Origin of the sequence: Nitratidesulfovibrio termitidis HI1, assembly GCF_000504305.1 — a bacterium.
In the GTDB taxonomy this organism is placed as follows: domain Bacteria; phylum Desulfobacterota; class Desulfovibrionia; order Desulfovibrionales; family Desulfovibrionaceae; genus Cupidesulfovibrio; species Cupidesulfovibrio termitidis.
Genome location: NZ_KI632512.1, coordinates 2,228,130 through 2,251,923 on the forward strand (window position 1 = coordinate 2,228,130; position 23,794 = coordinate 2,251,923).

Below are 23,794 nucleotides of genomic sequence, written 5' to 3' on the forward strand. Positions count from 1 at the left end.
CAGTTGCCTGTTTCCTCATACCCCGTTGAGACGCGCGTAGCGTGGCTCGACGGCAAACGGGGTCAAGGGGACGCGGTCCCCTTGCGGGGCGCGGGGCGGAGCCCCGCTTTCCCAAAGCACGACAAGGCGAAATCAATCACCGCTCATGTCCAGCTGCGGCCCCGCCGGATAACTCCCGAGGATGCGCAACGTATGACACAGCCTGCGCAGCTCGTGCACCACCCGGCCATAGTCCTCGTTGCCAAGGTCGCATTCCACATCCACGAAGAATACGTACTTCCACTTTTCGCCACGCAGGGGCCGCGACTCCAGCTTCTTCATGTTGATGCCTTCGCGGGCCAGCAAATTCAGCACCTCTGCCAGTGCGCCGGGCCTGTCCGGCACCGAGAACAGCATGGAGGTCTTGTCCGTGCCCGGCTGCCCCGCCGGGGCGGGACCGATGACCACGAAGCGCGTCCAGTTGTCCGGCTGGTCCTCTATGCCGCGCGCCAGGATGTTCAGCCCCAGCAGCGATGCCAGACTGCGGTGCCCGATGGCCGCCGCGCCCTTCTCGCCCACCACCCGGCGCGCCGCCGAGGCGGTGGAATCCGCCGGAATGATCCGCGCGCCCGGCAGGGCCTGACGCAGCCAGCCGCCGCATTGGGCCAGCGGCTGCGGGTGCGAGTACACCGTGGTCACGTCGGCCAGACTTGTCTCCGTGGTCAGCAGGCAGTGGCTGATGCGGCAGAACAGCTCGGACTGGATGAATACCTCGTGCGACAGGAACAGGTCCAGACTCTGGCCCACGGTGCCGTGCAGCGAATTTTCCAGCGGCACCACGCCAAGCTCGCACTGCCGGTCGTGCACGGCGCGGAATACCCCGTCCAGATCCTTCTGCGGCATGTATTCCACGGCCTTGCCCAGAAATTCAACCCCTGCGAAGTACGAAAAGGTGCCCTCGGGGCCGAGGTAGGCCACCTTCTGCGGCCGTTGCAGGCTGCGCGAGGAGGACAGAATCTCGCGCCAGATGGAGCGCAGGTGCTCGTTGGGCAGCGGCCCGCCGTTGGCAGACATGAGATTTTCCAGCACCTCGCGCTCGCGGAAGGGCTTGAACACGATGCCCGCGTCGTCGGCCTTGATGCGCCCCACTTCCAGACTCAGCGAGGCGCGGCGGTTCAGCAGGTCCAGCAGGTCGGAATCCAGCCCGTCGATCTCGTGGCGTATCTGCCCGAGGCGCCCGGCCAGGGCGGCTTCCGGGTCGGCAGACGGCGAGGTTGCGCCGTGGTCCGTGCCTTCGAGGGTATTGGCGGCAGCGTCATCCCCTCGCCAATTGGGGTCCTTGTCGTCGGTGAGGCTCATGGCCGCGTCCTCCGGCGTTGTGTCGTGGTGCGCATCAGCATTCCTTGATGTCCTCCTTGATGCGCATGCCGAAGTGGCGGCCCGCGCAATCGGTGCGGCACAGGATCTGGTCGCCTTCCTTCAGGCTCACCACGCTCACCGGGGCGCCGTCGGGGCGGGTCAGGCGGATGGTTTCCGCATTCTGCAGGAACACCGCGCCCTCCACGTCGCCCACCCGGGCGCGCACCAGCAGCATGGGCCGCGCCTCCACCTTCAGCCTGCCCACGGTGGCCACGGTGGTGGAACCGTCGGCACTGACGATGAGCACCTCGTCGCCCGCACGCAGTTCCTCAAGATAGGTGGTCCTGTCGCCGGGCATCTGGGCGTAGGCGTGCACGGCCCCGGCATTGATGCGGAACGGACGTGCGGCCACGTATTCGTTGTGCTCCGTCTCGGCATGCACCAGAAAGGTGAACGCGCTGGAATTGCCCACCAGCATGCCCTGCCCCCGGCGCAACATGGACATGGTGTCCACGCATACCCGGTGGCCAAGGCCCACGTTCTCCACCGCCGTGACCACGGCGGTAGCCAGGTCCACGCAGCCCTGCGACAGCTTGAGGTCGGCCACGATGGACTTCAACTCGCCAGCGCCTTCGGGCAGCACCACCACGCTGGCCACGCCGCGCTCCAGGATGCCCGCCGCAAGGCGCGCCTCGGCAAGGTCGGCCACTTCCACGGCCACGTCGTCGGACTGAGCCAACAGATTCTCCACCGGAATGATCTCCCACCCGCGCGCCAGCACCACGGTTTCGCCCCGCGCCAGACGCGCGGCGGCGTCCTCTTCGTCGGCCTTGGCCGACAACGCGATGATCGCCACATCCTCGTCGGCCAGCACCCGGCACCGGGCCAGCGCCGCCACAGAATCCACCTGCGCGCGCGGCACGATGATGCCGTCCACGCCCGATTCCAGCGCCAGGGTCACCAGGCCCTTGTCGAAAGGCACGCTCTTGAAAAGAATGGTCCGCATCGGCCCCTCACATTTTTGTCATGGCGGCGAACCGCTCTTTGAATCCACCCGAACACTACGCGGGAGGAACAAGAACATTCCACCTCATTCGGCGGGACATTCCGTGCCTCTTCGGGCGTGTCGGGATTCAGGCAATTTCGTTCTCCGGCAAGGAAGGCGAGTCGTCCATGAAGGGAGTGTACTCTTATCGTACTCGACCGGAATGGACGACGAAGCCTGACGACGCCGGAGGGCGAAAGTGCCTGAATCCCGATACGCCCGCCTACTCGCCGACGAGGGCGATGGCCTGCTCCACATCCCAATCCTCGTGCACCAGGCCGCGCAGGGCCTTGACGAGGGCGGGGGTACGTTCGTGCTGAAAGATGTTGCGGCCCACGGAAAGACCGGCTGCGCCAGCGCGCACCGCGTCGTGGACCATCTGCAGGAACGAGCGGGTGGAATCCAGCTTGGGACCGCCCGCGATGACCACGGGCACGCAACAGGAGGCCACAACGTGGGCGAAGCTGTCCATGTCGCCGGTGTAGGCCACCTTGACCACGTCGGCGCCCAGTTCCACGCCCACGCGGGCGGCGTGCGCCACCACTTCCGGGTCGAACTCGTTCTTGATGCGGGGGCCGCGGGCGTACATCATGGCCAGCAGCGGCATGCCCCAGTCGTTGGCCACGGTGGCCATGCGGCCAAGGTCGGCCAGCATGTCGCGTTCGGTTTCGTCGCCCAGGTTCACGTGCACGGACACGCCGTCGGCGCCGTGCTTCAGGGCGTCTTCAACGGTGGCGACCAGGGTCTTGGCATTGGGGCGGGGGGAAAGGGAGGTGGATGCGGAAAGGTGTACGATCAGGCCCACGTCACGGCCGCCCTCGCGATGGCCGCAGCGCACCAGGCCCTTGTGCATGAGCACCGCGTCCGCGCCGCCTTCGGCAACCTGGTTCACGGTTTCGCGCATGTCCACAAGGCCGTAGATGGGCCCCACGCTTACCCCGTGATCCAGCGGCACGATGACGGCACGCCCGGTTTTTCGATTGAAAATGCGCTCCATCCTGATTCTTTTGCCGATTTGCATCGTATGTTCCCCTGTTCTTTCGGAAAGGTTTCGGCGCAACTGGCCGTGATCGTGTTTCCTTGCCTTGCGCCCGGACCATCGGGTCGCGGGCGCCGGGGGGCATTCCCCCCGCGTACCGGGTACTGCTGATGCGGCAGCGTCAGGCGTCGGACGTGGGGCTGGCCTGCGGCCTGCCCGGTCCTCCGGGTCACACGTTTCCGGGGTGCGCCGCGCGTAACGCACCGCCGGAAAAAACAGAAAGGGGCCGCCGGCTTTTCGCCCGCGGCCCCTTGAGTCTTCGTGTGTTTACACCTTCGTCAGATGCTTACGCACGCTCCATGCGGCCACGGGCTTCTCCATAGCTAAAAAAGTACCAAAAATAATAGTTGGTACGATAGGCAGTGGTGAAGGTGGCGGAGGTGGAAAGCATTGTCGTGATGTCCTGACGTTATCCGTTTTCAGGTGTTTCGGGATACCTACGCCCGCCTTGCAAGGGCTGTCAAGCGGAATGTTCGGCAAGACCCCATCTTTTTCACCGGGGCGGGGCGCATTAGATTTACGTTTTTGTTTCCTTGAACACTCATGCTGTGTTCATTTTTGTCATTATATGCCCCCTCGATTATCTCCACACCCTTGCCCGGCACCTGCGGAGTCTTGAAATTCGCCGGGTTGCCACCATTGGCCCCCCTTTTGCTATCTCACCAGCACGGACGGCATGCGCCGCCCGCGTCGCCCCCACCGGTTGCCGCCGGAAAGGGCATGTACAGTACAACAGAATCTGCGGGCCTTTGCCGCCCGGTACGGACAACGTCATGCACGCCGCGTCACGCCATACGACAGCCAGCCATGCTCCCCGCCGCAACGGCGCGGGCCGCTCCATGGCCGTGGCTGCCGAAGCCTACGCGGATGTGCTGCCCTTTGCCTGTCCCGATGCGGCCACAGGCTCCACCATTCCAGCGCCGCCCGCGGGCGCCGGACGTGCCTGCGACACGCCCGGCCACACCTCGCGCGGCCTTGCGCCGGGGCTCTCGTGCCTTCTGGCGGCCGGGCTGGGCGTGATTGCCGCCGCCCTGCCCGGCGACCCGGCCCGCATCGCCTGCGCGGCCCTGGTCTGCGCATGGCTGGTGTTCACCATGCACGTGGCAGCCGCCTCGCTGCGCAGCCTGCTGCGCCTGCCCACGGAACATGACCCGAGCACCGGCGACAGGCTTTTCGACGACGATGCGTCACTGTTTGCCCGTGGCCACGCTGCCTCCCACGCCGGGGGGCACGCTGCCGCAACGGGTGGTGGCTTTCCGCCGGAAGCACCCGGCGCAGGTTCTGCGCCCGGCTTCACGGTTCCTTCCGTGCACGGTTCCGCCGGGGGGAGCACCCTGCCGCTCCACCTGCAACCCGACGGAATCACGCACGGTTCCTCGCCCTGGCGAGGGAACTGACAACGGCGTGAACGGGCGGCGACACCCCAGCAACCCCCGCCGCCCGCACCCTCCGCCGGACCGGGGCACCCTTCCCCCGCCCGCCGCCCCGGTCCGGCCCTATTTCTTTCCGCGCGCCGCCGCGCCAACGAGACGACCACATGATCGCCACGAACCCGGCGCGCGCAGGTTCCCACTCGCCCGCCAAAACGCATACGCACGCCCCCCACACCCCCCACACCCCTGACACCGCGCTCCATGCGGCGCGGGACGGTGCGTCCACTGGCGGCGTTGTTCCCGGCTCGGAACACCATGGCGAAGCCTCCACCGCCGTGGCAGCCCGCGCCACCCCGTCTCCCGTGCCCGGCGTGAGCATCACCGATGTGTTCACCCTGTTCCAGCCGCTGGTTTCCGTGCGCCGCCACACCGTGGTTGGCATGGAAGCCCTGAGCCGGGGACGCGTGCCCGGCGGCGCGGTGATGCCGCCCGACCTCATGTTTGTCACCGCCGCCGCCAGCGGCAGTGCGCTGGAACTGGACCGCCTGTGCCGCGAGCGGGCCTTTGCCGCCTTTGCCCCGCTGGTGCGCCGCAAGCCGGAACTGCTGCTGTTCGTGAACATCGACACCGCCGTGCTGCGGCGCGGGGTGGTGGGGTCCGGGCACATCCAGCGGCTGGCCGAGGCCAGCGGGGTAAGCCCCAACAACGTGGTGCTGGAAATCGTGGAGTCGCAGGTGGACGACACCGATGCGCTGATGGAGTTCGCCGCGCGCCACCGCAAGCTGGGCTTTCTGGTGGCCCTGGACGACGTGGGGGCCGGGCATTCCAACCTGGAACGCATCGCCGCGCTGAAGCCCGACGTGCTCAAGCTGGACCGCTCGCTGGTGTCCGGCCTGCCCGATTCGTTCCACCGCCAGGAGGTGGTGCGGGCGCTGGTGGGCCTGGCCCGGCGCATCGGAGCCATGACCGTGGCCGAGGGCGTGGAGCACGAACGCGAGGCCGCCCTGCTGATGGACCTGGGGGCCGACGTGATGCAGGGTTTCCTGTTCGCGCGGCCCTCGCCCGAAGGGGCCGTGGCCGAAGGCGGCACGGCCATGCACAACGTGGCCCACGCCTACGCCGCGCTTACCCTGGCCCAGGTGGAGGAAGAAGAACGCCACGTGGCCACCCTGCGCAGCGCCGTGCACCGCCTGCGCGAAGACCTGCACCACGCCTGCCCCGGCGACTTCGACAAGCTGCTGGCCCGTTACCTGAACGCGGAATCGGCCCTGGAATGCCTGTACGTGCTGGACGGCGCGGGGCGTCAGGTGTCGGACACGGTATGCAACCCTTACCGGCTATCGGCCAGCAGGCGGTTCATCTACCAGCCCGCGCGGCGCGGCACAGACCATTCGCTGAAGGAATATTTCCTGCCCATGCGCAGCGGCATAGAGGAATGCCTGACCGCTCCGTACATTTCGCGGGCCTCGGGCAACCTGTGCGTGACGCTGGCGGTGCGCTTCACCGATGCCATGGGCGCGCCCCACGTGCTGTGCGCCGACGCGGGCCGCCCGGACCGCAGGCGGCGCGGCGCGTAGCCGTCCGCCCCCTGTTCTGCCCGACTCCGGCCTGCTCTGCCCCGCCCCGCCACCCCCCGCGCTGAACGGCAGCTCGGGCGCCGTGCCGGGCAGCAGCACCGCCACCCCGGTGGCCCGGCCATTGTCCCTTTCCCTTCCCTCCGCGCGCAAGGCCGCCCCCCGGAACCCCGGAGGGCGGCCTTGCCATATCCGGCATGCCTGCCATATCCGGCATATCCGGCGCGAAAGGCGCAAAAACGTGACGTTCACGACCCGCCCCCCCCCGGAGCGGGGTATTCTCGCCAGCGGCAGCACGCGGATTGCGCCCACGCACGACCAGCAGCACGCACCGTGCCGCGCGCGAACACGCATTACGTAGGCGAAACAGAACGGGTACGAGGCGTTGGATACACGCGGGGGGTGGCGCGCCAGTTCGCTACTTGCCGCGCGCGGGCAGCGGGGAGGGGGTAGCGGCAGCCGCCGCCCCGGTCGAGGCAGCGGACGTCGCGGCGGGTGTCTCCGAGGAGGGACCGGCAGGCGTTCCGGCAGGCAGGGCCGCAGGGGCCTTTTGTTCGGGCCTGTTTTCGCCCGGCGGCACGGCCTTCTGGGCGGCCTTCTGCCCGACAGCGGGTTCCGGTCCGGCTCCGGGTCCGGCGTCGGGCTTGTGGTCCGTTTTCGGTTCGGCCTTCTGCTCGGGCTTCTGTTCGGGCTTCGCGTCCACCTTGGCCCGCATTTTCTTGCGGGGAGCCAGCAGCCGCTTGTAGATGAAGAATTCCACGTTGCGGCCCTCTGCGGTGGCCAGCGGTATCTCCGCGCGGGCCATGGCCCGGTGCCCCCCGGCGGAGCCCACGTCGCCGAACTGCAGGCTGGCGTAACGGCCAAGGTCGCGCCCCATGCCGTCGCCGCGCAGGATGACCACTATGGTGTCCTGATACACCCCGCACACCGCCGCCCAGCGGATTTCGTGCACCCGCATGAAGAAATCGGCAATGACCACCAGGATGTCCGGATTTTCCACCTCGCCCACGTACACGTACTGACCGGTGCCCAGCTTGTGCATGCTGATGAACGCGCGCGAAAAGTAGTCCAGCCAGTGCAGCCGGAATTCGCTGCGCACGATGCGCGACAGCAGGGCGTGGTCCGCGAACTTGGTCAGGTAGCGGTAGGCGCGCATGTCCACGTCGTGAAAAGTGCGCTCGAAGCTGGCGGTGTCGGTCTTGATGCCGAACTGCAACGCCGTGGCCAGCAGCTTTCCGGGTCGGATGCCGAGATTGTACAGATACTCGGTCATGATGGTGGAGGTGGCGCCGTACTCGTTGCGAATTTCCTTGTAATCGGCCACCACCGGGTGTTCCTCGACAAGGGGGTGGTGGTCGATGACCAGCGAGAAAGACAGGTCCTTGAACGCGGGGTGGTGGTGGGGCTGCGAATCGACCACCGCAAAACGGTCGAACTGGGCGGCCAGGGTGGGGGTAAGCTTGACCATGGGAATGCGCAGGTAGCGGGCCATGGCCAGATTGTCGGGGCGGGTGATTTCATTGACGCGGGCGATGGCCACGTCGTCCACGCGGTGGATCATGATGCGCTTCAACGCCAGGGCGGAAGCCATGGCGTCGGGATCGGCGTTGATCACGATGAGCCAGCGTTCGGCGCGGTCGAACAGCTCCTGCAGGTGGGTGAGCTTTGTCTCCAGCTTCCGGAAGTAACTCATGATCTCCTCTCGGCCCCGAATCGCGTGATGCCCGATGCGCGTCTTTCGTGATGCCCGTGATGCCGGTCGATGCCTGGGGTGCCCGATGCGCGAGCGATGCCGGGCGTTCGCCACCACCGGTTCACCGATGAGTGGGATGAATGGGATGAGTGACGCGTCCGACAGCGCCGACCACACAGGTTCAGGCTGACAAGTTCAGGCCGACACCCCGTCCAGCAGGCGTTCCAGCACCGGCAGCGAGGCCAGCACGCCGTCCCAGGCGAACACCTCCACCATCAGCACCGCGTCCGGCGGCAGGGCGGGCAGCACCCGCGCGGCCCAGGCGGCTTCTTCCATCGCCAGTTCGGTGAGGGGGCGGTGACGGTCCATGCCGCCGGGGGCATGCACGTGCATCATGCGCACCCGCCGAAGCAGTTCGGCGGATGCGGGCAGCCTATGCTGACCGTAGGTCAGGACATGGCCCATGTCCAGACACACCTTGCAGTTTCCCTCGGCGATGATCGGCAGCAGGTCCGCCAGATCCTGCCCGGCGATGTTTTCCAGCAGCAGGCAGGCCGGGTCGCGGCCCTGGCGGGTCCATTCGGACAGAAAGGCGGCCAGCAGCCGGGCCGGGCCGTCCGTACCGGCAAAACCCGCCGCCTCGGACTGCTTCGGCGTGGGCGGGTGCAGCACCGCGCGCTGCCCCCCCAGAAAAGCCACCCGGTCCATCAGCAGCCCGCACACCTGCGCCGCGCCCGAGCCGGGTGCGCCGTGCGGCCCCGCCCCCCAGGCCAGGTCCACCGGCAGGTGGGCGTGCCAGGTCAGGGGCAGCGCGGCCAGCGCCGGAGGCAGGTCGGCATCGCTGTAGGCAAGGCAGGCTTCTGCCTCGAACAGGCACAACCCGACCTCGTGCACTTTTTTCGAAAGAAATGCGCAATTATCATGGATGTTGCCCGCAATGACCCACGAAGGGGCCGCTACGGTTCTGGACAGAAGCCGAGGCGATGCGGTAAGGGCCTGCGGAACGTGCATGTCGTTCCGGTTACGGGCTTTCCGCCTGACCGGCAAGCGCGGCCCGGCAGAAAAGTGCCGCCCGCGCGCCCGCAACGCCGGTTTTTCGTCCATCCGCACTGCGCCCCCCTCTCGCAAGGGGCCGCCACCATGGACCACGAACCGCACCGGCATGCGCCATGCACGGCATACGTCGTTCCCCCGTCAGGTCACAGCGGGCCACACTGGACCATGCCGGAGAACAGGAGATCTTGATGCGCCACGTAAAGCACTTTCTGCAGCACCGTTTCAACCCCCTGCACGTCTACTGTCGCCTGCGCGACGCGGGCCTCAGCCCCCGTGCGGCGGGCAGGGTGTCCGGCCTGTACGAACGCTACGTGTACCGGATGTGCTGCCCCCTGTAGCCCGCCCGCCACGCCAATTCCCGCCTGACGGGACGACTTGCGCCACGGAACGGCTTGTACGAAGGGACGGCTTGCGCAAGGGCGCACCGTCCGCGACGCCTTCCCCTTCCCCGAAAAACACCACGGCCGGCATGACCGGGCCGTTTGCATTGGGGGAAGGGGCGGAAGGATGCGGCCTGCCGGACAGCAGACGCAGGAGCGGGCGGAAACCGACGACATCACATCAGCGACAGCTGGCGCTCCTTGCGCTTCTGGTGCTGCACCAGCATGGAACGGCGCAGCCCTTCCAGCGGCACGTCGTCCAGAAAACGCGAAGGCTTCAGGCGCAGTTCGCGGCCATACAGCTGGCGGCGCGCGGCGCAGCTGAGGAACAGCCCCTCGGACGCGCGGGTCATGCCCACGTAAAGCAGGCGGCGTTCCTCGTCCAGGTCGGTACGGGCGTCCGGGCTGGCGCCGTCGCGATCGGGCTTGCCGGTCAGGGTGCCCGCCCCGGCAAAGGGCATGATGCCGTCCTCCAGCGCGGGCAGGAACACCGCGCGGAATTCCAGCCCCTTGGCCGCGTGCAGGCTCATGATCTGCACCTTTTCGCTGCCGCGCCGCACCAGTTCCAGTTCGCTTTGCAGACTGATCCAGTTCATCAGCCCGGCCCAGCCGCCGTGGGTGTCGTAGGCGCGGGACAGCGCCCGGAAGGCCGAGGACTGCCAGAACAGATCGTCGAAGGGCGGGGTTTCGCGCAGGTAGGCGGCCACGCCCAGCGGACCGCGGGCCAGCACCTTGGGCGGGCAGTCCACCTCATGCGGCAGGCCGCGCGCGGGAATTTCCGCGTCGGGCCGCAGGGGGGCCTCACCGCCTATGGAGTCCGTGCCCTCGACACCGGAAACGCCGGAGACGTCGCCCCCGTCGCCAGATAAATCTGACATGCCAGACGGGCCAGACATGCCAGACGGGCCGGATGCATCGATTGCATCGGAAGCATCGGCAGTCGCGTCCCCGCCCCGATGCACGGGGAACGGCGAGGCATCCAGCCCCAGCCGACCGGCCAGCGAGGGATGCACCCCTTCCGCCACCAGGCGGCGGTGACTGAGTCCGGCGGGCAACGCGGGACCAGACGGGGACGATGTGGACCCGATGCCCAGCATGCGCCCGGCGGCCCCCAGAATGAGCGCCACCCGCTGGTCGGCCCAGAAGGACTCGGCCTCGGGCACGGCGCAGGGCACGCCAAAGCGGGTCAGGGTGCGCTGCAATTGGGGAATCAGCGATTTGACGCGGACCAGCACGGCGATGTCGCCGGGGCTGAACCCGCCCTCGTCCAGCACCGTGCCCCGGCGCGTCCGGCCATGCCCGGCGTCCAGCAACGAATGGCTGGTGGCCCCGATGAGGCCGCGAATCTGCTCGCCGATCCAGGCTGCCTCGCCTTCCGCCGTGGGCGCCTCGAACAGGTGCAGTTCGCCGGGCAGGTCGCGCGCGGCGCGTAGCGGGCCGCAGGCCGAACGGCCCTGCAGAAGGCCGCCCGCAAAATCGAGAATGCGCGCCGAGGAACGATAGTTTTCCTCCAGCGCCACCACGGAAAGGTCGGGCCATGCCTCGCGCAGGAAGGCGGCCACGTCGCCGTGCGCGCCCCGGAAGCCGTAGATGGACTGGTCCGGGTCGCCGATGCCGAAAAAGCCTGCCCCGCCCCGCGGGGCCAGCGCCCGCACCAGCGTCAGTTGCAACGGCGAAAGGTCCTGAATCTCGTCCACCAGCACATGCCGCCACGGGCTGGCGTAGATGTTGTTCTGCATCTGATCCAGCCAGAATTCCAGCAGATCTGTGTAATCCGCCAGGTTCCAGGCCGCCTTCTGCTCGGTGTAGCGGGCCAGCAGCGGGGCGTGCTCCACAAGGCACGAACGCATCTTCTCGCGGCACACCCCGATGGCTTCCCACGCCTCGCGCAACCGCTGGGCGGGCTCGTCGGGGTTGGCCTCGGCGAACACGCGGCGGGCCGCCTCTTCCGAAAGCAGCACCGGGGGCGTGGGCGTGGCCCGGTGCCAGTATTCGAAGGCCAGGGCGTGCAGGGTGTCGGTGCGCGGCAGGGGGGCGTCCTCGCCAAGGGCGGTGGCGAGGCGCTCGTCCATTTCCGCCGCCGCGCGCCGGGTGAAGGTGACGGCCAGGATGCGCCGGGCGTCGATGCCCGTTTCCACCAGATGCAGCACCCGGCCCACCAGGGTACGGGTCTTGCCCGTGCCGGGACCGGCCAGCACCAGCACCGGCTGCGGTCCGGCGGTCAGCGCGCGGCGCTGGGCGGGGTTGAAGCGCACGGTGGCGCCTTCCGGCGGGCGGGGCGCGCTGAACGCGGCAAAGGCAGGCGGCGGGGGGCCGTCGTCGGTTTCGGAAACAGGGGACGGGTCGGGGGTGCCGGGCGCGGGAGAAAATTCGAATTCGGGCTCTGCGGCGGGGCCGGACGCTGCCCCCAGCGTCGTATAGGAAGCCCTGTCGGACGCCGTGCCGGGGACCGGGCCCGTCTGGCCCGATTCACCAGACTGGCCCGATTCACCTGACTGGCCCGATTCGCCTGATTGGCCGGAAGCGGCATCCAGCAGCGAGGGGCGGTCCGTGCCCTTGCCCTTCTTGCCCTTGGCCGTGGCGCGGGGCGCGTCCTTTCCGGCATCCGCGCGGGGGGCGGCGGGCACGCCCATGCCCTCCAGCAGCGGCAGGCCGCCCACCACGGAGCGGCGCTGGATGGAGGCGCGCTCCTTGTCCGTGAACACGCGCACCACGCCGTACTCGCCGTCGTAGCCCGACTGGCGCAGCACCTCGCGCCGCCGCATGCGGGCAATGCCTTCGCCCAGCGGTTCCCAGAACCGGGAAAGCTCGGCCTCCGGCACGTCCTGCAAAATGTTCAGTTCCGAGCCGAACCGGGCAATGCACCGGGCGTGCTGTTCCGCCACCTTGCGGCTCTTGGAACCCACGCCCAGCAACTCGCCCAGGATTTCCGGCAGCGGGATGAGCGAAAGGTAGCCCTGCTGCCCCGGCGACTGGATGGGGGTTTCGCGGTCGGCCAGTTCCACCACCCGGTGCAGCACGCCCACGGTCACCGGCTTGCCGCACACCGGGCACAGCCCGCCACGGGCGCGGGTTTCGCGCGGTTCCATGACCACGCCGCACTTGCGGTGGCCGTCCAGGTGGTATTTGCCTTCCTCGGGAAAGAATTCCAGCGTGCCCAGAAAGCGCCCGCCGATGCCCTGCCCCTTCAGGCTGCGCAGGATGCTTTCGTAGCCGATCTCGCCGGAGAACAGGTTGGCCTCGCGCCCCAGGTTTTCGCCGGAATGCGCGTCGGAATTGGAGATGAGCGCAAAGCGGTCCAGTTCGCTCCACAGCCAGTTCATCTCCGGGTCGGACGACAGGCCCGTTTCCATGGCGAAGATTTCGGACGACAGGTCGCCGAAGCATTCCGCCACCGAGTCGAAACCCGACTTCGAGCCGAACAGGGCGAACCACGGCGTCCAGATGTGCGCGGGGATCAAAAATGCCTGGGGATGCGTTTCCAGCACCATTTCCAGCAAATTGCGCGAATCCAGGCCAAGGATGGGCCGCCCGTCGGATTCTATGTTGCCCACCTCTGCCAGGCGGCGCGACAGGCGGTCGGCGGCGTCCATGTCGGGCACGTAGACAAGGTTGTGCACCTTGCGCACCTTGCCGCCGCGTTTGTAGATGCTGCTGATTTCGGCCTGGAGCATGAACAGGGTGCGCCCGGCCAGCGGCTTGCCCGCGTATTCGGGCAGTTCGGCGTCCAGCCCGCGCGGGTCGCGCAGGCGGTACAGGCCGCTGGGCTCGTCCAGCACCAGTTGCTCGGCCAGTTCCGCCCGCCATTTGGGGTGCGTGAAGTCGCCGGTGCCGAGCACGTCCAGCCCCTTTACCCGCGCCCACGCGGCCAGATGACGGGCGTTGAGCCGCCCGCTGGTGGCGCGCGAAAAGCGGGAATGGATGTGCAGGTCGGCCCGGAACTGTTGCATCGGGCGGGCTCCTGTGGGGCTGGCCGGAAGGGGATGGAATGCGGACGGGGGGCAGATGCACCGCCTTTGCCATGCCCCATGTTTCATGTCCCGTATCCGGCAGTGCATGCGGGGCGAAAGCACCGGAACGGCAGGCGGCGGAACGACGCGACGCGGAAAACGGACGGCCCCAAGACACATGGCAATGACGCCGCGCGGGTCTGCCGCCGTCACTCTTGTCTACCAAAATCATCAGCGATGGCAAATGGGTTCGCCAGGGCAAACGGGGCGGCACCCGTTGCCAACCCGGCGCCGCCCGGATAGCCTGCCCCCATGCGCCGCAACGCCCCACATACCCCCAAGGCCCCACACGGGCCAGATTGCCCGAACGGCCCCCCAGACAAACCAGACAAACCGGACAAACCGGACGAACCGGACCGGACTGGCAGCCCCGGCACGCCGGGCACCACGCCCGACGTCGTCCTCCAGGCCCGCGCCCTGTTTCCGCGCGGTCTCGCCCAGCCGGTGGGCGGCTTCCGTTTTTCCGTGGACGCCCTGCTGCTGGCGGCCTTTGCGGGGGAGTGCCTGCCGGAGGGAAACGCGTTGGCGGTGAGGGCGGAAAACCTGCGCGACGAACGCAGTACGACACCTCATGCGCAGCCCATGTCGGGGCAGGGTGCAGCACAGGGCGCGTCCCCAGGCATAGCGGGCATGGCGGGCATGACGACCTTTGCCGACCTTGGCGCCGGTTGCGGCGTGGTAGGGCTGGCCCTGCTGCTGGCCCACCCGCACCTGACGGGCACCGGCATCGACATCGACGGGGAACTGGCCGATGCCGCGCGCCAGAACGCGGCGCGGCTGGGGCTGGCGGATCGCTTCCGGGTGCTGCGGGCGGACCTTACCGCAACCGGCTCGGACGGCTGCAAGGACGAGAGGAACATTTCCGGCATGCCCGAAGCCCGCGAATTCACGAAGGCAGCGAACCTGCCCGACCCCGCGCTCGCCTTCGACGCCCTGCCCCGGGCCGCATCCATGGATCTGGTGGTGGCCAACCCGCCCTACCGCCGACACGGCTCGGGTCGCCCCTCGCCCAGCAGCCAGCGCACCCGCGCCCTGTTCGAGACGCCCGAAACACTGCCCGCCTTCACGCGGGCAGCGGCACGCCTGCTGCGTGCGCGGGGCCGCAGTTGCTGGGTGTACGGGCCGGACCGCCTGCCCGACCTGCTGCTGGCGCTGCGAGCCACGGGGCAGGAGCCCGCCCGGCTGCGCTGCGTGCATGCCCGCGCCCACGGCCCGGCAACGCTGGTACTGGTGGAGGCCCGCCGCGCGGGCAAGCCCGGCCTGGTGGTGGAACCGCCGCTCATCCTGCATGCGGGCGAGGGGGCAGCCACGGCCCTCACCGACGAGGCGCTGACCTTCTGCCCCCTGCTGGCCTGCAACGCCAGGGGGAAAGGGCGGTAGAGCAACGCCCCCTCTTCGCACTGGCACGTACTTGACAGCTTATGCGGAAGCGAGGTTTTTTGGCGCTTCACAGCCATAGCGCATGCATGTGCAGTGCGCCATCGGCCTGCGCAAACTCAGGGGGAAGCATGCCCAAGAAACCCAACCGGCCATATTTCTCAGCCAGCATAGAGCACCTTGAAGATCTATACGCCACGCGGGGGGCAGACGTTTCTGTACTACACGCTATTGCACAGGAATTATCCCACCGGCAAACGGTCCGCGCTGCTGCCCTTAACGCAAAAGTCACTCGGGATATGAAGAATAGCGCGCCAACCAAGCCTGACGCCAGGCCATCTGCCGCCAGCGGCACGCCCGCCGTCCCCTTTCCGCCAACCACTCAGGCAGGCACTCCCGCACCGCCCACGCCTAACACGACACACGGCAGTGCAGCAGCTGCGTCCCCTATTGGTGAGTCCCCCACGGCACCCGTAACGCCATCCGCCTCTTCCCCACCGCATCTTAACCCGGAAGCGCCATCATTTCCTTCTCCGGACAAAATGCCGCCCCCCTCGCGCATTCTTGCCGCATGGACCGCACTGGAAGCATTGTCACCACAAGCGTTCAGCAGGCCCGAAGACCTGGCCAATGGAGACCGGAGTTGCATAGCCCTGCTTGACCGCAGTTTACCGTGGAACCCACCGGGAGCGAAAGCACGCCCCAAAACGCAACTGTATTATCAGGTTGTTCTCGGCTCCATCTCCATGGGCAAGGCTACCGACGCCATGGTCGCCGCATTTGGCGAAAACGATGAACAGCCGTCCCGGCAAGGCGGCAACGCCGCAATTGCCACGCTGCTCGTTGACAGGCACGGCATCCTGCTGGCCGAAAACTGTATCGCGCTCAGTAGTTTTGCCTGGGCGTTGCCTTTGGCCCTGCAACAGCGTCTTGAGGTTTTGGGCGCATGGACATGCGTGGAACGGCAGACCGCCGAGGCTCTGGAGGAAATGCTGCGCAAAACCGATGAGGACGGCGCGCCGCTGCCCCTGACGCATGACGACATCATGGAAGCGTTCGACTGGCTTACCCGGCACTTTGCCATTCCGGGCGAGATGACAACACCGCCCACCTTTGCCGTACGCGTCTACCATTACTACAAGGCCCAGAATCCTCCGGAACCGTTGCTGCTCAATTCCTTCTTCCTGCATGACCTTGGTCGATGCCTCGGACAATCCCAGCAGGGCGATTTGCCCAAGGGCCTCCGCCGTTATCTCGGCGTCGAAACACCGCAGTCACCGCCCGACCTGCTGACCGACACGGCAGCGTTGGAGCAGGCTATCTCGCCAGCCGTGATGCCCCCCGCCCGCTGGCCAAGCCCAGGCGGACACCCGCTGGTGACATTGCAACAGGCCGCCGTGAACCTTTCCCGAAAGGAACTTGGACCCAACGGCGGTATCCTTGCCGTCAACGGCCCGCCCGGCACTGGCAAGACCACCTTGCTGCGGGATGTGGTCGCCGCGTGCGTATTCGACCGGGCAGTGGCCATGGTGGGTTTTGACAATCCCGTGTCTGCCTTCAGGCCATCCGGACAGCAGATAGCCTTCGGTGGGGGGGCATTCTACCACCTTTACCACGTGGATTCCCGCTTGAAGGGCCATGAAATTCTTGTGGCATCAAGCAACAACAAGGCCGTGGAGAACATCAGCCGCGAACTTCCGGCGCTTTCCGCCGTTGGCCGCTCCACGGACGAACTGCGCTACTTCAAAACCGCCAGCGACAGGCTGCAGCAAGGTGCCACTGGCGGAAACCCATGGGATGGTGACGGCGCCCCTAGCGCCATAGACGTTGCAGCCCCCGTTGAAACCTGGGGGCTGATCGCCGCCGTGCTGGGAAACCGGGCGAACTGCGCGGCGTTTCAAAGGGCATTCTGGTGGGACAAGGATTGCGGCCTGGCTGGCTATCTGAAAACCGCCGCCGGAAAGCCGCAGCAGATTCCGGTCCTGGACCCCAAGACGGGCAATGTAATAGGGCAGCGCCCGCCGCGCATCGTCGAAGAGGAACGTCCTCCAACTCCGCAACTGGCGCTTGCGCAATGGAAAGCCTGCAAGGCGCGCTTTCTGGCACTCAAAAAAGATGTCGAAAACGAGTTGGCATCACTGGAACAAGTTCGCCAAAGCTGCCTGCGCATTCCGGCTGTCCGGACCAGGCATGCGCAACTGCGGGAAGCCCATGCACAGCTTGCCGCACGGCACGAGCAGGCGGCAGCAGCCAGGGATGCCTGCATCGCCGACGCCGACGCCGCCCGGCAAGCGCACGAGCGGCAAGCCTCCGTGGCGCAACACCACCGGCTTACACGTCCGGGTTTCTTCTCTCGCCTGTTCCGCACTGCCCGGTGGAAACAATGGGCAGCAGACAACGATGCCTTGCTGGATGCCGTGGCGGCGGCTCTTGCGGCAGTGCGCGATACCGAGCAGGTGCGTGCACAGGCCGTGGCAGCCCTGAATACCCTGGCTGATGAACTCCGCTCGGGAGAAGTTGCCCTTGATGCGCTCACACGCGAACTGTCGGAACTTGCACGTCAGGTTGCGTCATGGCGTTCCACCTTGGGCGAACGCATGGTGGACGAGCATTTCTTCGGCACGGGGCATGAGGCCGTCAACCTTGCCGCACCGTGAATCCCTGCCAGCTTGCACAAGAAACGGGAAAACCTGTTCATCGCAGCTTTGGATGTCCATCGCGCGTTCATCGACGTTTCCGCTCAAAAACTCCTGCACAATATCGGAGTGCTCACCGGATTCATGTCCGGACCTGTGCAAGACCCCGGCAAACGCGCCCTGCTGGGTGACCTGTGGTCGTCGCTGTTCATGGTTGTCCCTGTGGTGTCCTCCACCTTCGCTTCGGTAGAGCGCATGCTTTGCGACCTGCCGCCGGAAAGTCTCGGCTGGCTGCTCATCGACGAGGCAGGGCAGGCAACGCCGCAGGCCGCCGCAGGCGCAATCATGCGGGCGCGGCGCACCATCGTGGTAGGTGACCCCATGCAGGTTCCGCCTGTCGTCACCTTGCCGCAACGACTTGTGGAAAATGTGTGCCGCCATTTCCACGTTGATCCGCTGCACTGGGCCGCGCCCGAGGCATCAGCCCAGATATTGGCCGACCATGCATCGGATTTCCAGGCTGCATTTGCGGCGGACCCGGAACCACGCCGCGTGGGCGTGCCGCTGCTTGTGCACCGGCGCTGCCAGAACCCCATGTTCGGAATATCCAACCGCATCGCGTATGACGGGCAGATGGTGCATGCGCCTGCCCCATGTCGCGCGTGCGCGGTAGCCGACGCACTGGGCCCCTCATGTTGGCTGGACATATTGAGTCCCTCCAACGCCAAGTGGAGTGCCGCCGAAGGAGACATGGCTTACGGTCTGTTGCAACAATTGGCCGACGCAGGCATCGCGGACCCCGATGCCTTCATCATCACCCCGTTCCGGAATGTCTCCAACGGACTTCGCACAGCCGCGAGGGGAAAAAACTCCCTGTTCGCAGCGTTGCGCGCGGACCCAAAAGAATGGGCAGAGCGCCGCATCGGCACCATCCACACCTTTCAAGGCAGGGAGGCGGATACGGTCATCTTCGTGCTGGGGGCTCCTGGCGCGGCGGAGGTCGGCGCCAGGATGTGGGCGGGGAACACACCGAACATCCTCAATGTTGCGGTGTCACGGGCAAAACGGAACCTGTACGTCATCGGATCGTACGATGCATGGTCCCGAATCGGACATTTCGCGGCACTGGCGGACGCTCTGCCCCGTACGCGCACCTGACGGACGGAACGTCTCCTACTGTTCCTCGCGCAGCGCCTTCAGCGATTCGCTGTACGCCCGGAACAGGTCGGAGCGTTCCAGCAGGCCCAGCACGTCTTCCTCGTTATCCTTGGAGACCACGGGCAGTTGCGAAAGGTCGGTCTCCACGAAGGCCAGCAGGGCGGTGTACAGGTCGTCGTCCTCGGTCAGCGCGGTCAGGGGCCGGGCCAGGTCGCCCGCCAGCACCAGGTCGAACAAGTCCGCCTCGTACAGGATGCCGCGCACGTCCTGCACGGCCAGCAGGCCGTTCAGCTTGCCGCGCATGCCCCGCACCGGAAAGGTGAACGCCTGCGTGTTGGCGATGATGTCGGTGAGGGCTTTCAGGGTCACGTTTTCCTCCACCACCGCAACCCGGCCCCGCGTGTAGCAGTCGCGCACGCGCATGGTGGCCAGCAGGTTCACCGTGGCGTCCTGCAGGTGGGCGGGGGATTCGAACTTGTTCTCCACCTGGTTCTCGTACAGCGCGGTGCGCCGCCCCAGCAGGATGCACACCGCCGAGGACAGCATCAGCGGGGCCAGCAGCCCGTACCCCTGGGTGAGTTCGCAGACCATCACCAGCGGCCCGATGGGCGCGTGCGCGATGCCCGCGAAGAACGCGGCCATGCCCACCAGCACGTAGCCGCCGGGCTGGGTGACCACGTTCGGCTGGATCTGCTGCGCGGCAAACCCCACCACCCCGCCGGTCATGCCGCCCACGAACAGCGCCGGGGCGAACATGCCCCCGCTCATGCCGGAACCCAGCGTAAGCGCCGTGGCCAGCGTCTTGCCCAGCAGGATGGTGACCATGGTTATCACGGGCAACTGGCCAAGGATGGCCTGCTCGATCCACCCGTAGCCGTCCGACAGCACCGGCGGGTACAGGATGCCGAACAGCCCCATGAGCACCCCGCCCAGGGCCGTGGTCCACATGATGCCCACCCGCGCCCGCAGCTTGCCGAACACCGAATACTTGAGCACCCGGAAGGTGCGCACGTAGGCCCAGCCGGTGGCGGCGCAGGCCAGCGACAGCAGCAGGTACCACGGCAATTCCAGCACGGAAGTGAAGCTGAAGCGCGGAATGCCGAAGATGGGCGCGGTGCCGAACACGAAGGTGAACAGCGAATAGGACACCACCGACGAAAGCACGGCGGGCAGCAGCGCCTCGGACTCGAAGTCCTCGCGGTACAGCACCTCGATGGCGGTCAGCGCGCCGCCCAGCGGGGCTCGGAACACGGCCCCCAGGCCACCTGCCGCCCCGGCCAGCATCAGGATGCGCCGTTCGCGCGGGGAAAGCCCAAGGCGCATGGACATCCACGAGCCGATGCCCGCCCCGATCTGCGACACCGGCCCCTCGCGCCCGGCACTGCCCCCGGAGGCGATGGTGCAGATCGAGGTCAGCCCCTTCAGCAGCGGGGCACGGCGGCGGATGACGCCCTTTTCCGCATGGAAGGCCCGGATCATGGCGTCGGTGCCGTCGGTCATGCCGTCCAGGCTCTTGGGCAGAAAGCGCTGCACCAGCCAGCCCGTGACCAGCCCCGTGATGCCCAGCGCCGCCACGATGACCCAGGGCCGGTAGGCGCGCGCGACGTCCTCCGCGTGGCCGAACAGCGTTTCTCCCGCCGGGGCGGGCAGGGAGAGCCCGGCCCAGAGCACCTGGATGTAGTGCTTGCCCGCCTCTATGCCCAGAAAGAACAGGATGGCCGCGCAGCCGGAGAGCACCCCCAGCCCCATGCCCAGCACGCCAAGGCGCACATAGGCCACGGTGCGGTACAGGCGCAGGAATTCGTGCACGGGTTTCTTGAGTATGCGTACCATGATGCTTCCAATGCTGAAGGTAACGCGGACATGCCGTCAACACACAGGGGCGCTGTGCGTTACGGCGGCATGCGGGCCGCGCGGCGCGGCACATGGCCGGGCGCGCGGCGGGCGAAGAAACCGGCAGGGCGACATGTCCCGCCGATGCGGCGGGGTGTACCCCGCCGGAAAACTACAGGCGCGCGTCGGGCGCGGAAAGGATTTGCCGGGCCAGGTCCACGTCGCGGCGGATCTGGGTCACCAGTTCATCCAGGCCGGAGAACTTGCGCTCGTCGCGCAGGCGATGCACGAACGAGACGCGGATCTCCCAGTCGTAGATATCGCGGTCAAAGTCGAGAATGTGGGTTTCCACGCTCAGCCGGGCATTGTCGAAGGTGGGGTTGAAGCCCACGTTGGTCACGCCCTGGTACACCTGCCCGTCGATCTGCACCCAGGTGGCGTACACGCCGGGCCTCGGCATCAGTTCGTCGCGCGGCTCCATGTTGGCGGTGGGAAAGCCCAGCAGCTTGCCGCCGCGGTCCATGCCGTGCACCACCTTGCCCCGCACGGTGTAAAAGCGGTCCATGAGCGGGCGCACGTCCCACACGTCGCCCGCGCGGATCAGGTCGCGGATGCGGGTGGAACTGACCACGGCGTCGTTGATGATCACCGGGTCCAGCCGTTCGGTGGCGAAGCCGTACTGCGTGCCCAGGCGCTGGAGCAGTTCGAAGTTGCCCTTGCGCCCCTTGCCCAGCGAAAAATCGTAGCCGATGACCAGTTCGCGCGTGTGCAGGGCGTCCACCAGCACGCGGCGCACGAACTCCTCCGGCTCCTGCGCGGCCATCTCGCGGGTGAAGCGCAGCATCAGGGTCAGGTCCACCCCCAGCGCCTCGAACAGGTCCAGCTTCTTCTCGTAATCGGTGATCAGCGGGGGGGTGTGCGGCCCCACCAGCACCCGCAACGGATGCGGGCAGAACGTGACCACCACCGAGGGCACGCCCAGCGCGGCGGCCTTGGCCATGACCCGCCCGATGAGCTTGCGGTGGCCGTTGTGCACGCCGTCGAAGTTGCCGACGGTGACGCAGCTGCCCCGCGAGAGGTCGAGGCCGATTTCCTGTACTTCGCGTGCGATTTCCATGAATACTCGTGACGGCGGAATGGTGCGCGGCGCATGTCGACGGATCGGACGGCGAGGGGTATGCGGCGCGGGGCCAGCGTGAACGGCTGGCGGCGCGGGGCCGACGTTCCGGCACCGCGCCGTCTCGTGCTACCCCAAACGGCGCAAGGGTTCAAGGGCGGGGACGTGATGGCCGTACGCACGGACGAACGCGTGGACGTGTCGGGCAAGGGACGGGCATGGGACGGAACAGGGCCAGAGCGGAGCGTAGGGCAGGCGAAAGACCAGACGGACAAGCGGTGCCCGTGGCCGTTGCCGCTGCGGCTGACCACGGCATTTCCCGGCCCCCCCCGGGGGGGGGAGAAGGGAGGGGTCGGGCCGCACCTCGCCAGTGCCCGTGCAAGATGCCGGTTTCACACCGGGGCAACGCCCGCCATCCATATATATCGGCATCTTTTTTTACGCCGGGCAAAAAAACCGCTTGCCAAGCTCACCCTCCTGTGGCTATACGACTCCTCCGCGCCGAAGTGGTGGAATTGGTAGACACGCTAGGTTCAGGGTCTAGTGGGGGTTCCCCCGTGGGAGTTCGACTCTCCCCTTCGGCACCACGAGAATAAAGGGCCGCAACGAAAGTTGCGGCCCTTTCTCATTTCCGAAGCCTGACGCCCGACCGGACTGCCGACCGACGGGATACCGGAACCGGCGCAACGCTGCCCGCCCCGATCAGCCTCCCCTAGAACCTCAACCCATACTCGCTGAACTTGTAGCGCAGGGTGCGCGGGCTGACGCCCAGCAGGCGCGCGGCCTCGCCCTTGTTGCCGCCGCTGGCGCGCATGGCCTTCAGGATCACGCGCACCTCGGCCTCGCGGCGGGCCACGTCCAGGCTGAGGTCTTCCCCCATGCCTGCCGGATGCACGGCATGGATGGCCAGGCCTCCACCCGTCAAGCCACCGCTGCCGCCCCCGCTCCCCCCATTACCGACGCCGTTGCCGTTCCCCGCTCCGCCAGGCGAGCCATCGGTCGCGCCGCCCCCGGCGTATCCGCCAGCCCCGCCAACGCCCCCGACACCCCCCACACCCGTTGTCCCCAGCGCCACGGCTGACCGCAGTTCCAGCGGCAGGTGCTCCGGCCCGATGTCGCCATCCGGGGCCAGCAGGGCCAACCGCTCAACCAGATTCTTCAGTTCGCGCACGTTGCCCGGCCACGGGTAGCCGCTCAGCCCCGCCTCGGTCTCCGGACGAAAACGCATGCCGTGCCGGTGATACTTCTCTGCGTAGTGGGCAAGAAAATGCCGGGCCAGCGGCACGATTTCCTCGCGCCGCGCCCGCAACGGCGGCAGCGACACCGGGATCACGTTCAGGCGGAAGAACAGGTCCGCCCGGAACCGCCCTTCGCGCACCATGTCCGGCAATTCGCGGTTGGATGCGGCAATGATGCGCGCCTGGAACGGAATGTCCCGCTGCCCGCCGATGCGCCGGTACTTGCGCTCTTCCAGCACCCGCAGAAAGTCCGCCTGGTTGGCGGGCGGAATCTCGCCTACCTCGTCCAGAAACAGCGTGCCGTCCCCGGCAAGCTCGAAACACCCCTGACTGGTGCGGTGCGCGCCGGTAAAGGCCCCCTGCTCGTGCCCGAAGAACTTGTCCGCGAACAGTTCGCCCTCGTGCACGCCGCAGTTCACGGCCACGAAAGGCTTGCGCGCCCGCACGCTCATGTCGTGGATGAGCCGCGCGAACAGCTCCTTGCCGGTGCCCGTTTCGCCGTGGATCAGGATGGGCGCGTCCGACGAGGCCACCTGCACCGCCAGCTGTTTCAGGCGCAGCATATCCCCGGACAACAGGAGAAACCCTGTTCCGTTCTGCAACGTTTCGAAATGAGGACCATCCTGGCCATCACTCGGCAATTTGTTGCCGGTATGCGGAAAATTTCTGCCGTCCATGTTCGTGAACTAGGCCTTTTCCCTATGTTTGGCAAGCGCTCATTGATGGCACGAAACTTGTTACAGCTATCACAATCTCAGGCTCAGCCAGACCACCATCCCGATTTTCGGTGTGTTGCTGGCAAACTGGACGCAACGCGCGCCGCAGCGCCGGGCAGGAAGACCAAACATCCCCCCGGATTGCGGACCGTGATGGCGAGTTGTTGTTTCATTAATGTTTCAATGTTTCAATGTTTCAAAAGGGGACATT

At 67.0% G+C, this 23,794-nt stretch carries 14 protein-coding genes, 1 tRNA gene and 1 pseudogene; 7 read left to right on the top strand and 9 right to left on the bottom strand.

Annotated features, from left to right (window positions below):
* Positions 1–132: 132 nt before the first annotated feature.
* The 3 genes from pheA to DESTE_RS09175 form a co-directional block, all read right to left on the bottom strand.
* Positions 133–1,338 (bottom strand): prephenate dehydratase, encoded by a 1,206-nt coding sequence (pheA, locus tag DESTE_RS09165; RefSeq protein ID WP_035067083.1) that lies wholly within the window; start codon positions 1,336–1,338, stop codon positions 133–135.
* Between the two features lie 34 nt (positions 1,339–1,372).
* Entirely contained in the window at positions 1,373–2,344 is a 972-nt protein-coding gene (locus tag DESTE_RS09170; protein ID WP_035067085.1) for a 3-dehydroquinate synthase II family protein, read from the bottom strand.
* 262 nt (positions 2,345–2,606) lie between these two features.
* The gene (locus DESTE_RS09175) at positions 2,607–3,404 is read right to left on the bottom strand and encodes a 2-amino-3,7-dideoxy-D-threo-hept-6-ulosonate synthase (protein ID WP_035067088.1); all 798 of its coding nucleotides are present in this window, start codon (positions 3,402–3,404) and stop codon (positions 2,607–2,609) included.
* 791 nt (positions 3,405–4,195) lie between these two features.
* Here DESTE_RS09175 and DESTE_RS09180 point away from each other — a divergent pair.
* Together DESTE_RS09180 and DESTE_RS09185 are read left to right on the top strand one after the other, a co-directional pair.
* The gene (locus DESTE_RS09180) at positions 4,196–4,819 is read left to right on the top strand and encodes a hypothetical protein (protein WP_245590789.1); all 624 of its coding nucleotides are present in this window, start codon (positions 4,196–4,198) and stop codon (positions 4,817–4,819) included.
* 140 nt (positions 4,820–4,959) lie between these two features.
* Positions 4,960–6,372, top strand: coding sequence for an EAL domain-containing protein (locus tag DESTE_RS09185; RefSeq protein ID WP_035067091.1), 1,413 nt, complete (start codon positions 4,960–4,962; stop codon positions 6,370–6,372).
* Between the two features lie 685 nt (positions 6,373–7,057).
* On the opposite strand, the pseudogene DESTE_RS09190 reads toward DESTE_RS09185, so the two are convergent.
* Both DESTE_RS09190 and cbiR read right to left on the bottom strand, forming a co-directional pair.
* A pseudogene (locus DESTE_RS09190) lies at positions 7,058–8,062 on the bottom strand (DHH family phosphoesterase); the annotation flags it as partial.
* Positions 8,063–8,257: 195 nt separating this feature from the next.
* Positions 8,258–9,073, bottom strand: a complete 816-nt coding sequence (gene cbiR / locus DESTE_RS09195; RefSeq protein ID WP_035067098.1) for a cobamide remodeling phosphodiesterase CbiR — start codon at positions 9,071–9,073, stop codon at positions 8,258–8,260.
* 233 nt (positions 9,074–9,306) lie between these two features.
* Here cbiR and DESTE_RS18220 point away from each other — a divergent pair, with 233 nt between their 5' ends.
* A complete protein-coding gene (locus DESTE_RS18220; protein WP_198015348.1) occupies positions 9,307–9,456 on the top strand; it encodes a hypothetical protein in 150 nt (49 codons plus the stop codon).
* 218 nt (positions 9,457–9,674) lie between these two features.
* Here DESTE_RS18220 and DESTE_RS09200 read toward each other — a convergent pair whose 3' ends face one another.
* Positions 9,675–13,448, bottom strand: a complete 3,774-nt coding sequence (locus DESTE_RS09200) for a UvrD-helicase domain-containing protein (RefSeq protein ID WP_035067100.1) — start codon at positions 13,446–13,448, stop codon at positions 9,675–9,677.
* 312 nt (positions 13,449–13,760) lie between these two features.
* Between DESTE_RS09200 and DESTE_RS09205 the strand changes: the two genes are divergently transcribed.
* From DESTE_RS09205 to DESTE_RS18230, 3 genes are all read left to right on the top strand, one after another.
* Positions 13,761–14,888, top strand: a complete 1,128-nt coding sequence (locus DESTE_RS09205) for a tRNA1(Val) (adenine(37)-N6)-methyltransferase (RefSeq protein ID WP_156925310.1) — start codon at positions 13,761–13,763, stop codon at positions 14,886–14,888.
* 539 nt (positions 14,889–15,427) lie between these two features.
* A complete protein-coding gene (locus DESTE_RS18225; protein WP_198015349.1) occupies positions 15,428–17,542 on the top strand; it encodes a hypothetical protein in 2,115 nt (704 codons plus the stop codon).
* A gap of 12 nt (positions 17,543–17,554) precedes the next feature.
* A complete protein-coding gene (locus DESTE_RS18230; RefSeq protein ID WP_198015350.1) occupies positions 17,555–18,679 on the top strand; it encodes a DEAD/DEAH box helicase in 1,125 nt (374 codons plus the stop codon).
* Between the two features lie 15 nt (positions 18,680–18,694).
* Here DESTE_RS18230 and DESTE_RS09215 read toward each other — a convergent pair whose 3' ends face one another.
* Together DESTE_RS09215 and DESTE_RS09220 are read right to left on the bottom strand one after the other, a co-directional pair.
* A complete protein-coding gene (locus tag DESTE_RS09215) occupies positions 18,695–20,512 on the bottom strand; it encodes a chloride channel protein (protein ID WP_035067102.1) in 1,818 nt (605 codons plus the stop codon).
* 172 nt (positions 20,513–20,684) lie between these two features.
* Positions 20,685–21,629 (bottom strand): bifunctional riboflavin kinase/FAD synthetase, encoded by a 945-nt coding sequence (locus DESTE_RS09220; protein WP_035067104.1) that lies wholly within the window; start codon positions 21,627–21,629, stop codon positions 20,685–20,687.
* 500 nt (positions 21,630–22,129) lie between these two features.
* On the opposite strand from DESTE_RS09220, the gene DESTE_RS09225 reads away from it, so the two are divergent.
* Positions 22,130–22,216 (top strand) — tRNA-Leu (locus tag DESTE_RS09225).
* A gap of 125 nt (positions 22,217–22,341) precedes the next feature.
* Here DESTE_RS09225 and DESTE_RS09230 read toward each other — a convergent pair.
* Positions 22,342–23,544, bottom strand: coding sequence for a sigma-54 interaction domain-containing protein (locus DESTE_RS09230; protein WP_035067106.1), 1,203 nt, complete (start codon positions 23,542–23,544; stop codon positions 22,342–22,344).
* Positions 23,545–23,794 lie beyond the last annotated feature (250 nt).

Coding starts and splice junctions, on each gene's coding strand:
- pheA (WP_035067083.1), bottom strand. CDS start 1,338: ATGAGCCTCACCGACGACAAGGACCCCAATTGGCGAGGGGATGACGCT.
- DESTE_RS09170 (WP_035067085.1), bottom strand. CDS start 2,344: ATGCGGACCATTCTTTTCAAGAGCGTGCCTTTCGACAAGGGCCTGGTG.
- DESTE_RS09175 (WP_035067088.1), bottom strand. CDS start 3,404: ATGCAAATCGGCAAAAGAATCAGGATGGAGCGCATTTTCAATCGAAAA.
- DESTE_RS09180 (WP_245590789.1), top strand. CDS start 4,196: ATGCACGCCGCGTCACGCCATACGACAGCCAGCCATGCTCCCCGCCGC.
- DESTE_RS09185 (WP_035067091.1), top strand. CDS start 4,960: ATGATCGCCACGAACCCGGCGCGCGCAGGTTCCCACTCGCCCGCCAAA.
- cbiR (WP_035067098.1), bottom strand. CDS start 9,073: ATGCACGTTCCGCAGGCCCTTACCGCATCGCCTCGGCTTCTGTCCAGA.
- DESTE_RS18220 (WP_198015348.1), top strand. CDS start 9,307: ATGCGCCACGTAAAGCACTTTCTGCAGCACCGTTTCAACCCCCTGCAC.
- DESTE_RS09200 (WP_035067100.1), bottom strand. CDS start 13,448: ATGCAACAGTTCCGGGCCGACCTGCACATCCATTCCCGCTTTTCGCGC.
- DESTE_RS09205 (WP_156925310.1), top strand. CDS start 13,761: ATGCGCCGCAACGCCCCACATACCCCCAAGGCCCCACACGGGCCAGAT.
- DESTE_RS18225 (WP_198015349.1), top strand. CDS start 15,428: ATGCCGCCCCCCTCGCGCATTCTTGCCGCATGGACCGCACTGGAAGCA.
- DESTE_RS09215 (WP_035067102.1), bottom strand. CDS start 20,512: ATGGTACGCATACTCAAGAAACCCGTGCACGAATTCCTGCGCCTGTAC.
- DESTE_RS09220 (WP_035067104.1), bottom strand. CDS start 21,629: ATGGAAATCGCACGCGAAGTACAGGAAATCGGCCTCGACCTCTCGCGG.
- DESTE_RS09230 (WP_035067106.1), bottom strand. CDS start 23,544: ATGGACGGCAGAAATTTTCCGCATACCGGCAACAAATTGCCGAGTGAT.